10 protein-coding genes are annotated in these 11,857 nt (G+C 37.4%); 6 read left to right on the top strand and 4 right to left on the bottom strand.

Annotated elements, in window-relative coordinates; genetic code table 11:
• The first annotated feature begins 34 nt into the window (after positions 1–34).
• Positions 35–808, top strand: a complete 774-nt coding sequence (locus tag P4L16_01955; protein MDR3623885.1) for an alpha/beta hydrolase — start codon at positions 35–37, stop codon at positions 806–808.
• Entirely contained in the window at positions 808–2,376 is a 1,569-nt protein-coding gene (locus P4L16_01950; GenBank protein MDR3623884.1) for a diphosphate--fructose-6-phosphate 1-phosphotransferase, read from the top strand. Before P4L16_01955 ends, P4L16_01950 begins: the two co-directional genes overlap by 1 nt.
• Before the next feature lie 14 nt (positions 2,377–2,390).
• On the opposite strand, the gene P4L16_01945 is transcribed toward P4L16_01950, so the two are convergent.
• The 3 genes from P4L16_01945 to rimO form a co-directional block, all read right to left on the bottom strand.
• The gene (locus P4L16_01945; protein ID MDR3623883.1) at positions 2,391–3,029 is read right to left on the bottom strand and encodes a hypothetical protein; all 639 of its coding nucleotides are present in this window, start codon (positions 3,027–3,029) and stop codon (positions 2,391–2,393) included.
• A gap of 394 nt (positions 3,030–3,423) precedes the next feature.
• Entirely contained in the window at positions 3,424–3,840 is a 417-nt protein-coding gene (locus P4L16_01940; GenBank protein MDR3623882.1) for a DUF4383 domain-containing protein, read from the bottom strand.
• Positions 3,841–3,915: 75 nt separating this feature from the next.
• A complete protein-coding gene (gene rimO, locus P4L16_01935; GenBank protein ID MDR3623881.1) occupies positions 3,916–5,322 on the bottom strand; it encodes a 30S ribosomal protein S12 methylthiotransferase RimO in 1,407 nt (468 codons plus the stop codon).
• A gap of 73 nt (positions 5,323–5,395) precedes the next feature.
• On the opposite strand from rimO, the gene P4L16_01930 reads away from it, so the two are divergent.
• Positions 5,396–6,403: an MBL fold metallo-hydrolase gene (locus tag P4L16_01930; protein ID MDR3623880.1), complete on the top strand. Its 1,008-nt coding sequence runs from the start codon at positions 5,396–5,398 to the stop codon at positions 6,401–6,403.
• A 20-nt stretch (positions 6,404–6,423) separates the two neighbouring features.
• On the opposite strand, the gene typA is transcribed toward P4L16_01930, so the two are convergent.
• On the bottom strand, positions 6,424–8,241 hold the full coding sequence (gene typA, locus P4L16_01925; protein MDR3623879.1) for a translational GTPase TypA: 1,818 nt from the start codon (positions 8,239–8,241) through the stop codon (positions 6,424–6,426).
• A 117-nt stretch (positions 8,242–8,358) separates the two neighbouring features.
• Between typA and P4L16_01920 the strand changes: the two genes are divergently transcribed.
• The 3 genes from P4L16_01920 (at position 8,359) to P4L16_01910 (ending at position 11,732) form a co-directional block, all read left to right on the top strand.
• The gene (locus P4L16_01920) at positions 8,359–9,489 is read left to right on the top strand and encodes a THUMP domain-containing protein (protein MDR3623878.1); all 1,131 of its coding nucleotides are present in this window, start codon (positions 8,359–8,361) and stop codon (positions 9,487–9,489) included.
• A gap of 377 nt (positions 9,490–9,866) precedes the next feature.
• On the top strand, positions 9,867–10,280 hold the full coding sequence (locus tag P4L16_01915) for an RNA-binding protein (GenBank protein MDR3623877.1): 414 nt from the start codon (positions 9,867–9,869) through the stop codon (positions 10,278–10,280).
• A gap of 234 nt (positions 10,281–10,514) precedes the next feature.
• Entirely contained in the window at positions 10,515–11,732 is a 1,218-nt protein-coding gene (locus P4L16_01910) for an NAD(P)/FAD-dependent oxidoreductase (protein MDR3623876.1), read from the top strand.
• The last annotated feature ends 125 nt before the right edge of the window (positions 11,733–11,857 follow it).

Here is an 11,857-nt window from a genome sequence, read left to right as displayed (position 1 = left end):
TTATATAAATTTATTTGAAGTTAGGAAAAATTAGGTGTATAAGGAAGAGCGCACAAGCGTCGTATTGCAAAATTGTGGACATAAACTATTTGCTATACTACACATGCCCATTATCAAAGAAAAAGTTCCAGCAGTCATGATTTGTCATGGTTTTGGAGGCAATAAAATTGGATCTAATAGACTTTTTGTCCTTCTAGCAGAAGCACTTAGCAGTTCTGGTATTGCAACATTGCGCCTTGATTTAAGGGGCGCTGGTGATAGTGAGGGTGATTTTAAAGAGACAACTATTTTTGGCCTATTGAGTGATATTGTGACAGGCTTGCACTTTTTAGGGTCCCACGAAAAGGTTCATCCTAATCGCATAGGAACACTTGGGGTCTCTCTTGGGGGCATGCTCTCCATTATGGCTGCCAAACAATTTAATACTATTGCAAGCCTTGCTCTCTGGGCACCTGTTGCTAGTAGCTTTCAATGGGAAGATGAAAAAAGCAGGGAAGTTTTGTCTCAGCATGATTATATAGAATACAATGGAAAACTTGTCACTAAACGCTTTTATGAAGAGTTTTTTATGATCGATATTGAACCTGAACTTCAAGCGCTTGGAAGAACGCCTCTCTTGCATATTCATGGACAGAAAGATTCCATAGTCTCGCAAGAGCATCAAGAAAAGTATAAATCTTGGAGGAAGGAAGCTTCTGCTGCAAATAAATTTATTACCTTATCAGAAATAGATCACTCTTTTTCTGATAGAAAAGAGCAGCAAATGATGCTTCAAGAGACCACAAAGTGGTTTAAGGAGACACTGTAATGAGCATAGAAATTTTAAGTTCTCTACAAAAAGCACGCCTAGAGTATAAGCCAAAAGTGCCAGAAGTGTTAAAACATCTAAAAATGCTAACTTTACAGCACCTAGAGGGCTTTGAAGTTAAAGAAGAGATAAGTAGGCTTTTTCCTCATCTTTTTAAAGATAGACGCATTACATTTGCTTTAGGAATACATAATGAATTTAATATAAAAAAAGTAGGGGTTGTATTTTCTGGAGGACAGGCACCAGGTGGTCATAATGTAATTACAGGTATTTATGATGCTTTACAAGAACTAAACTCAGAGGGTGTTCTTTATGGCTTTTTAGGTGGACCCTCTGGAATCATTAATAATCAATACAAGGAACTCAATGCACAAAGCTTAGCTTTGTATCGCAATCAAGGTGGTTTTGACTTAATTGGATCTGGTAGAGCGAAAATTGAAACAGACATACAGCTTAAAACAACATTAGATAATGTAGTCAAACTGCAGTTAGATGGCCTTATTATCATTGGAGGGGATGACTCTAATACAAACGCGGCTGTTTTAGCAGAGTATTTTAAAAAGCAATCTTGCAAAACATGCGTCATAGGTGTTCCCAAAACAATAGATGGGGATTTAAAAAATGCATTTGTTGAAACATCTTTTGGATTTGATACAGCTTGTAAAGTCTATTCAGAGGGCATTGGGAACATACAAAGAGATGCTCTTTCTGCAAAAAAATATACGCACTTTATTCGTTTGATGGGAAGGAGTGCTTCCAACATAGCCCTTGAATGTGCACTGCAAACACAGCCTAATCTTACCATTATTGGAGAAGAAGTTGCAGAGGAGAAAAAGACTTTAAAGCAAATTACAGACGAAATTGCTGATTTGGTTGTAGCACGCTCTGTAGCCGGAAAAAATTATGGCACTATACTGATTCCAGAGGGTCTTATTGAATTTATTCCAGAGGTAAAGAGTTTGATCCAGGAATTAAACATCAGCTCAAATCTTACACCCAGTGCCAGTGTATGTTTTCAGCTATTTCCAAAGAATATTCAGGAACAGCTTTTAAAAGAGAGAGATCCTCATGGCAACTTGCAGGTGGCTCTTATAGAAACAGAGAAACTATTCATAGCATTAGTATCAGAAGAATTAAAAAAGCGAGCAATCGAGGGTAGCTTTTCAGGAGTATTTACTCCTCAGGCACATTTTTTTGGTTATGAGGGAAGAGCTGCTCTTCCTTCTAATTTTGATAGTGATTATTGTTATTCACTAGGAAGGCTTGCTCTACTTTTAGTTTCCAATCACTTGTCGGGATACATGTGTGCTATACAAAACTTAAAAGAAAATTCTTTAAATTGGCAAGTAGGGGCAATTCCTCTTGTTCCTCTATTAGTCATGGAAGTGCGTAATGGTAAAAAAAGGCCTGTCATTCAAAAGGCGCTTGTTGATCTAAAAGGCAAAGCTTTCAATCAATTTGCAAGTCATAGAAAGAAGTGGCAAGTGAATGATGCTTACAAATCACCTGGCCCAATTCAATTTTTTGGGCCAGAGGATTTGACAGATGAGCGCGTTCTGTCTTTGTGAACACTTCTTTCAAGTTAACGGTAAGGGCCATTTTTGGTAAATGTTGAAGATCCTGAGTATGGTGATGGTGCTTCCCCGGTAAATGTTGAACGTGGTGGTAATGGAAGAGCTTCAGCAGCCGATGCCGATGTTGTACTGGTAGTTGCTAATAAAGTTGTTGCTGCTTTGTTAACGTCTTCGTCTATATATTTTTTTGTTAGGGAGTTTGCTGAATCTGGAGAAACTACTCCTACAATCCCAATACAGCAAGCAATTAGTTCAATTTTGCAGTGGGATAAATAGGTCCCGCGAAATGTTGCGGGATCTTTACTAAATCCAGACACAATAATAATTAGAAATAAATTTTTAATTGCCAGTATAGGGGCTATCAATGCCGCCAGGGCATAGTGCATACTACTATCAATCCTATAAATAGTGCGCATACAAGTTGTATCGCTTGCTTTAGATTTACTATTTATGGTTTCTGCAGCAGTCAAAAAGTCAATTATTATTGTATTAAAAGAAAGTAGCATATCCGCTACAACATCTATTGCCTTTTTGGGAGCGTTATTAATAGAAGAAGCTTGGTCTTTATCAAGAATTCTTTTAATATCAGGAGATTTTAAGGAACTTAATGCTGGTTGGGAAGTAGAAACTCGTGCTAATGATGACATTTGCAATATCCTTATGTAAAAGTTATTAATATTAAAGATATGATATATCTTTAATGTGATTTTAGTAAAGAAATATGTAGTTAGAGGAATTCCCGCTGCGGGAATTCCTCAGAAAAAAATTTAAAAAACATTATAATACTGATTTCTGAAAAAATAGCTGTTAACGATAAGAAAGTTATACACAAGCCAATTCTTGAACTTGTTTGTGTATAAATAATAACAGGGTGGGCAGGATCAGCCGAAACGGCTATCCTGCTAACCGTTTCGGCTGATCCTGTCTATCCTGTTATTATTAATTATTACATGACAATTTGGAGTGCTCAAGCTTGCTGATTGCCGTTGCTATTCATCTTAAAAACCTAGGGCGCACCCGCCCTAGGAAGAAGATCATTTTTTACGCTTTATGACATTTTTTGCAGCAAGTGCAAAAACCAAGAATCAACGCTACAATACCAATTGCAAGATGTAACCAAGCAACAGGTAGATTGTTAGAAATAGTTCCTAAAACAGGATCATTACCGCTCCAAAATCCAAGTATTGCCAGGATCACATAGATAATACCAACAACTTTAAAATAGATTCTGGAAGCACTTCTACTTGTACAAGCGACCCATAGACCTATAATACCAAAAACGATATGGATGACGTTATGAAGTGCATCGACATTAAAAATTCCAAAAAGTAAATCTTTCATCATCAATGCTGGAATAAATCCGGCTATTCCCACCAACAAAAAAACTATCCCGTAAATAATAGCAAACGCTGTCAATACGACAGACTTGTTTTCACTACTTGTGCTACATGTATTCATGTATTGCTCCTTTAAATAAAGTTTGACACACGAATACTGTATACATATTTATTTTATTTTGCGCAACATGAGTTATTAACTTACAACTTGTAAGAGCCTAGAAGATTTTGGCTTTGCAGTAGCTTTTGCAACGATGGGTTTAATCACTGTGCCAATTAAGTCGTAACCTGCAACTTGCGTAATTTCTACTAGATGAAGCTCTCCCAAAGCTTTTGCATTCCTACCATCATTGATAATGACTTGACCATCAATTTCTGGGCATTGACCATAAAATCTTCCGACAATGAGTAAATCGCTTTCGGGATGAAGACCATCTAGCATGACAGGTATCTGCTTACCAAGCCACTTTTTATTGCGCTTGGCAACCACTTTTTGTTGTGTTTGCATGAGATCTTGAAAGCGCTTTTCTTTAACTTCATCGCTTATTTGGTTATCGTATGTTGCCGCAGCAGCGCCTTTTTCCTGAGAAAATTTGAAAATCCCAATATGGTCTAAAGAGTGCTCTTTGACAAATGCTTTTAGCTCTTGAAATTGCTCTTCAGTTTCTCCTGGAAAGCCAACCATGAGGCTTGTTCTGATAATAATGTCCGGGATAGCATTTCTTAATTTAGTAATTGTTTGAATGATGTCCGACTTAGAAGTTTTTCTGCGCATAGCTGTTAAAATCGTATCATTGACGTGTTGTATAGGCATATCAAGATAGTGGCAAATACGTGAATCACTTTTAATTAGATCAATGAGCTCATCTGTAATTTCGTCAGGGTATAAGTAGAGAAGACGCAGCCAGAAATCTTTTTTAGTAGAATCTAACATCTCTTTTAAAAGAGCTGTAAGCCCATCTTTTTGTCCAGAATCCTTTCCATAATCGCCAAGGTCTTGGGCGATTAGGATGATTTCATGAACTCCTTGGTTTAAAAGTGCATGAAATTCTTTTAAAATTTGTTCAGTATTTTTACTTTTTAGAGGACCCTTAATTTTAGGAATAATACAAAAAGCACATCGTTTTCTACAGCCTTCCGCTATTTTCAGGTAAGCAAAATGCTTTGGAGTAGATACTTTTCTTGGAACTTCACCCGCTTCTAGGTAACTACGAGAGGAGGTAATGATTTCTTTATCCTCTTCTGTCTGAATAAGTTCTAAGATATGGTTGACATCACCAGATCCAAGAATATAGTTGACTTCGGGTATGCTTTTCTTAATCTCATCGCGGTGATGTTGAACCATGCATCCTGTAACTACAAGCTTGGCAGAATGCTTCTTTTTGTCTAAAAGAGCTTGAATAGTGTCTAAAGATTCTTTTCGAGATGCTTCTAAAAAGCCGCATGTGTTTACAACGAGATAGTCTGCATCACATTCATCTTGAGTCGCTTCATAACCCGCTTTAAGGAGTATACCAAGCATTACCTCAGTATCGACAAGATTTCTTGGACATCCAAGGCTTGTAAAGTGAACTTTATTTCCTCTTAAGCTGGCATTAAACATAGCAAAACCTTATAACGAATTTTAAGTTAGGGTAGGGTATGTTAGCAATAATAAGTCATTTTTTCAAGTTGTAATGATAATGCGTAAAAAAAATAGATATTCTTTATCAGACCATTGTGATGGTAAAAGTTTTTTTAATGTATGCGGAATGGTGCGTCATTTAAAAGAAGGCCTCAAGTGGTGGCTATCTGGTAAGCATCCAAATCAGTGGCCAAAACATATTGCTAGAAAAAAATCTAAATTTACTCCTGTAAGCAAAGATCATTATCATGTAACGTTTATTGGACATTCTACAGTGTTACTACAATGTGGTGGACTAAATATTTTAACAGATCCTATCTGGTCAAAGAGCTGCTCGCCAATCATCAGCAAAAAATTACAAAGAGTAACTTCTCCAGGGCTTTCTCTAGAGGACGTGCCTCCTATCGACCTTATTTTACTTTCACATAACCACTATGATCATTGTGATGTGCGTACTTTAAAGTATTTTAGAAAGAGGGATAATCCCAAAATTATCACTGGAATGGGCAATAAAAATAGGCTCAAACGTCTTCAATTTCAAGAGATTTGGGAACTTGATTGGTGGCAATGCGTTACTTTAGAAGATAAATTAAAAATAACCTTTGTACCAGCTCAGCATTTTTCTGGAAGATGGCCCTTTGACTATAATAAAACTCTTTGGGGAGGCTTTGTCATCGAGGGAATTGCAGGTAAAACTAAAACCATTTATTTTGCAGCTGACACGGGATATTCTCCACATTTTCTGGAAATCAAAAAAGTATTTGGACCTATAGATCTCGCACTTTTGCCAATTGGTGCCTACAAGCCAAAGTCTTTAATGCAGCTTGTGCATATGTCTCCAGAAGATGCTGTACAAGCTCACATAGATTTAGAAGCTAAAATGAGCGTTGCGATTCATTTTGGATGTTTTCATTTATCTGATGAAGCGTATGATGAGCCTGTAGTGGCGTTGCAGAGGTCTTTGTTAGAGCACAATATTGCCCCTTCTTCATTTTTAATTCTTGAAGAAGGGGAAGGGCGCTTATTGTATACACAAACAAGTTCAAAAACCAATTCTTGAACTTGTTTGTGTATAAGCTTTTATGCTTTGGGAGGCCTTTTTCTATCGATTTCTTTTAAATAGCGCTTACGAAGCCTAATGAATTTAGGTGTAACTTCGATCTGCTCATCATCATCGATAAAGTCAATGGCTTGTTCCAGCGTAAATAATCTTGGTGGAATGAGTATGATGTTTTCATCGCTACCAGAGGCTCTTACGTTTGTAAGTTGTTTAGCCTTGGTTGTGTTGATCATAAGATCGTTGTCGCGACTGTTTTCTCCTACAACCATGCCTTCATAAACTTCATCACCAGGAGATACAAAGAGTGTACCTCTATCTTGCAAATTAAAGCAGGCATATCCATTTGTTTTTCCATCACACATAGAAATAAGAACACCTCTTGACCTTGCAGGCATAGCACCTTTCATGGGTTCAAAGCGATCAAAAATAGAAGTTAAAATACCAAGACCTCTTGTCACTGTAAGAAACTTATTTCTGTATCCCATGAGTCCACGAGTAGGTATGAGGAATTCAATGCGTGTGATGTCATGCTCATCTGTATCTAGTGATTGCATTTCGCCTTTTCGCTTTGATAACTCTTCAATAACAGTTCCTGAATATTCCGCTGGCACCTCGATATGCACGCGTTCAATGGGCTCTTCTTTTGTTCCATTAACTTCTTTAATAATCACTCTTGGCTTTGAAAGAGTCATTTCAAAACCCTCTCTTCTCATAGCTTCAATGAGGACAGATAAGTGAAGCTCACCTCTTCCAGAGACGGTGATAGCATCTTGACCCGCTTCAGAATCTTCAATTCTAAGAGAGATGTTAGCACGTTTTTCGTGCATCAGTCGGTCTCTTATTTTATTCATCGTCACATGGTTGCCATCTTTTCCAACAAAGGGGCTGTTGTTAACCATGATATCAATAGAAACGGTTGGCTCTTCGAGGGTAATTGGTGGTAATTGAACGATATTTTCAGGATCGCATAAAGTATCGCCAATAGTAACTTCTGGTATTCCATAAAGGCCGACAATATCGCCTGCGCCAGCTTCTTCTAGTTCGATCTTTTCGATACCAAAGTAGCCTTGAATTTTGGTGACTTTATGTTTTGTAACAACACCCTCAGGGGTTACTTGAGCAATCGTTTGACCTTTTTTTACGGAGCCTTCCAAAATTCTTCCAGAGGCTTGACGGCCAAGAAAGTCGTCGTAACCAATGGTTGCAGCTTGCATAAGGAAAGGATTTTCAATAGCTCCTGGTGGAGGAGGTACAACTTCAACGATAAGTTCAAAAAGAGGTTGCATGTCAACGTGTTTATCATTTACGTTTTTAATTGCAAAGCCACCAAGACCAGATGCATAGCAATATTTAAAGTCTAATTGCTCATCGTTTGCACCCAACTCTGTAAATAGATCGAAGGTTTCGTTAAGTACTTTGTCAGGATCTGCATGAGGTCTGTCAATCTTATTAAGAACAACAATGGGGCATAAGCCTTTCTTTAGGGACTTTGAAAGAACAAAGCGTGTTTGTGGCATAGGTCCTTCTTGAGCATCTACTAAGAGAAGCACGCAGTTGACCATCCCAAGAATGCGCTCGACTTCTCCAGAGAAGTCTGCATGCCCTGGGGTATCGATAATATTGATTTTGAAGTCTTTAAAGAAGATGGAAGTGTGCTTTGCAAAAATTGTAATGCCACGCTCTTTTTCTTGGTCATAAGAGTCCATGACTCTTTCTGGTACAAGTTCGTTACCACGAAAGACGTTGGATTGTTTCAAAAGGGCATCGAGCATGGTTGTTTTTCCATGGTCAATGTGGGCAATAATGGCAATATTTCTAATTTTTTCTGGAGAGTACATATAAGGCTTATCTTTTTTAGGTGATTGATAACGGGGAGAGTATACTTTGAGGAAGCTAAAAAAGCAACATCTAGGATATACTCTTTGTAAACCTTTATTAAAACAGAAGTTATTTTAATGTCATTAGATTTATTTATAACATGTGCAGAAACACTTGAGCCTCTTCTTGTTAAGGAATTGCATGACATAGGATATGTGGATGCAAAACCCTCTTTTAGAGGAGTTACACTGCCTTACTCAATGCAAGCTGTTTATGAAATTAATTATTTATCAAGGCTTGCAGGAAGAGTATTACTACCGCTTGCAAAGTTTCCTTGCAAGGATGCAAAAGAGCTGTACACTCAAGCTAAAAAACTAGATTGGCTGAAATATATCTCTGAAAATAAAACATTGGCAATCGATGTAAATGGTAAGCATAAAGCTTTTAACAATACGCTCTATGCAGCACAAGTGTTGAAAGATGCACTTTGCGATCATTGTAAAGAGATTTGTGGTAAAAGGCCTAGCGTCAATGTGCAATCACCAGATGTTCAGCTTAGTCTATTTTTGCAAAATGATTATGTAACGATTAGTTTAGATACATCAGGAGAGCCTCTCTTTAAGAGAGGTTATAGAAGAGAATGTGTAACAGCTCCTTTGCAAGAGTCTCTTGCAGCTGCATTTTTGATGATGGCTAATTATAAAGGAGATGAAATTCTCTTAGATGTATGTTGTGGCTCTGGAACACTTCTTATTGAAGCAGCTCTTATGGCAACGCGCACACCTCCTGGGTATTTGCGAAGAAAATGGGGCTTTTTTAATTTGCCAGAATACTCTGAAACAGCTTTTGAAGATGTAAAAAAAATACATCAAGCGAAAATTTGTCCTTTAAAAGAAGGCTTGCTATATGGCTATGAGATCAATCGAGAGAATGTTAGAATTGCAAATGTTAACATACGCACAGCTGGTTTTCACGATGGGATACAAGTCATGAAGGGGGCCTTTCAAGAGGGTATGCTAAGTATCTTACCAAACTTAGTCATCTGCAATCCACCTCATGGTCTTCGCTTGGAAGATGAAGAGAGTTTAAAGCCCCTATATCGCGCTCTTGGAGACTTCTTTAAGCACAAGATGGCAAAGCCTTCAAAAGCTTTTATTTTTACAACCAGTCCAGTTCTTGCAAAAGAAGTCGGGTTAAAGCCTCACAAAAGGCATATTGTAAAGAGTAGTGGCGACGAGGGCAGACTGCTGGAATTTGATATTTATTAAAAAAATCCTTGCAAAAATAGAGAGGTCTGTTATAATCAGCCCGGTGGTTGTGGTTTTATACACAAACCTCCATAAATTATTACCCCGAGTTGTTTTTTGTTAGCGTCTATGCGATTTCGTTTTGTTTCCCTGTTTTATCTTCCTTGTTTTGTTTTTAAAGTTTATCTCCGAGGCACTTCCTGATTTCCATCTTTTTCCTTCTCCTATTTTCTTTTATAAAAAACTTGAGGTTATCTCTTGGTATGGAAATATTTTCATATCAATTTTTTCTTGGTAATACGTTTAATAAGGGCCTTAATTGTAGGGCTTGTAGTACCAATCGTCTTAGAGTGATTAGGACGTAAAATTTTTAATGTGTTTCAACAAAGGTGAATAAATTGAAACTATACGTAGGTAATATAGAAAGAACAGCTACAGAAGATGATTTGAGAGAACTTTTCCAAGGCTTTGGCAATATTGTTTCTTTAACGGTTATTAAAGATCGTTATACAAATGAATCTCGTGGTTTTGGATTTGTAGAATATGCTGATAAAGAAGAAGCAAAAAATGCAATGCAAGCTGTTAATGGTCAAATGCTCAATGGCAGGTCCTTAAAAGTAAACGAAGCTCAAGAAAGAGAAGAAAGACCAAGAGGCGCAGGTGGCAGCAGAGACTTTGGTGGTCACGGCGGCGGTCATGGTGGCGGCAGAAGTAGTGGTGGTGGTGGATATGGATCACGTGATGATTCTCGTGGCGGCGGCAAAAGAGATTTTGGCGGCGGCGGCGGTGGACGTTCACGTTTTGGTTCATAAAAAGACCTAAATATAATTAAAGCGGTGAGCAATCACCGCTTTAATTATTTTCAATTCATTTGAGTATAATAGACCTCTTGCATAACCTGCTTTACTTAAAAAAATTGATGATTTTTGAGCAGATTTTCCGTTAAATTTTGAGGTCATATATGAACATATGCCCAAAAAATTTGGCGATAAAGATACCAAAAATGGCAATTTTATTAAGCAAATGAGGTTGTGCAAGAGGTCTTAATGAAGATTATTGTCCTTGGCGGTGGTGCTGCAGGTTTTTTTGCAGCTATTAATATCGCTCTCAAAAATAAACATGCTTCTGTAATTCTGTTAGAAAAAGCAAGAGCTCTACTTTCCAAAGTAAGAGTTTCAGGTGGAGGCAGATGTAACGTTACTCATGCATGTTTTGATCCAAAATTACTTGTTACAAATTATCCAAGGGGAAACAGAGCCCTTCTTGGACCCTTTTACAGATTTCAACCAAAAGATACAATCGAGTGGTTTGAAAGTAGGAATGTCTCGTTAAAAGAAGAGGAAGATGGACGTATTTTTCCCGTTTCAAATACCTCTGAAACAATTATTTCTTGTTTAGTTACTGAAGCTAAAAATGCAGGCATTAAAGTGCTTACAGAGCATGCGGCTACACTTATTTCTAAGCATCAAATGGGTTTTAACTTATATTTACAAGATGAATCCCTTTTAACATGCGACAAGCTTGTAGTTGCAACAGGAAGTAACCATAAGATTTATGATCTTCTTGAAAGTCTTGGGCATACAATCGTGCCTCCTGTTCCCTCCCTTTTTACATTTACGATAGAAGATCCAGCTCTTCATAAACTCTCTGGCGTGACGCATGCAAATGCTCATATAAAAATTAAAGGAACACATCTTGAGCAAACAGGGCCTTTGTTAATTACTCATTGGGGATTTAGTGGGCCTGCTGCTTTAAAACTATCTGCTTGGGGTGCAAGAGTTTTACATGAAAAAAACTACGCCGTAGAGCTCATTGTAAACTGGACTTATGATTTTCACGAAGACGTTGTGAAAGAAAAGCTCTTACAATGCAGAAATTCTTTTGGTAATCGCACAGTTATTAATGATACGCATTTTAATATAGCTAAAAACCTATGGAAAACACTTATTTTGTCATGTGGCCTTTCTGAGAGTACCACGTGGTCGATGCTCTCTAATAAAGAGATCTATTCTATTGTCGAAAAGCTGCGCAGAGACACCTACAAAACAAACGGTAAAAGTACAAACAAAGAAGAATTTGTTACTGCAGGAGGTGTTTGTTTGGATGAGGTTGATTTTAAAACAATGCAGAGCAAAGTATGCCCAGGTCTTTATTTTGCAGGAGAAGTGTTAGATATTGATGGAGTTACAGGTGGTTTTAATTTTCAAAATGCTTGGACTACAGCGTGGATTACAGCGTGTTCAATAGGCTTCTTGCATAATTAGCTTTGCTTAGAAAAATTGAAATTTTTTGAGTAGATTTATTGATAAATTTTTCAAGCATATGTGAACATATGCTTGAAAAATTTAACGATAAAGATGTCAAAAAAGACAATTTTAACAAGCAAATG

It is taken from the genome of Chlamydiales bacterium (assembly GCA_031292375.1).
GTDB lineage: Bacteria > Chlamydiota > Chlamydiia > Chlamydiales > VFKH01 > JARLHF01.
Note: the sequence above shows the minus strand (reverse complement) of the source record. Positions and strands in the feature narration are given on the sequence as shown.

Coding starts and splice junctions, on each gene's coding strand:
- P4L16_01950 (MDR3623884.1), top strand. CDS start 808: ATGAGCATAGAAATTTTAAGTTCTCTACAAAAAGCACGCCTAGAGTAT.
- P4L16_01945 (MDR3623883.1), bottom strand. CDS start 3,029: ATGTCATCATTAGCACGAGTTTCTACTTCCCAACCAGCATTAAGTTCC.
- P4L16_01940 (MDR3623882.1), bottom strand. CDS start 3,840: ATGAATACATGTAGCACAAGTAGTGAAAACAAGTCTGTCGTATTGACA.
- rimO (MDR3623881.1), bottom strand. CDS start 5,322: ATGTTTAATGCCAGCTTAAGAGGAAATAAAGTTCACTTTACAAGCCTT.
- P4L16_01930 (MDR3623880.1), top strand. CDS start 5,396: ATGATAATGCGTAAAAAAAATAGATATTCTTTATCAGACCATTGTGAT.
- typA (MDR3623879.1), bottom strand. CDS start 8,241: ATGTACTCTCCAGAAAAAATTAGAAATATTGCCATTATTGCCCACATT.
- P4L16_01920 (MDR3623878.1), top strand. CDS start 8,359: ATGTCATTAGATTTATTTATAACATGTGCAGAAACACTTGAGCCTCTT.
- P4L16_01910 (MDR3623876.1), top strand. CDS start 10,515: ATGAAGATTATTGTCCTTGGCGGTGGTGCTGCAGGTTTTTTTGCAGCT.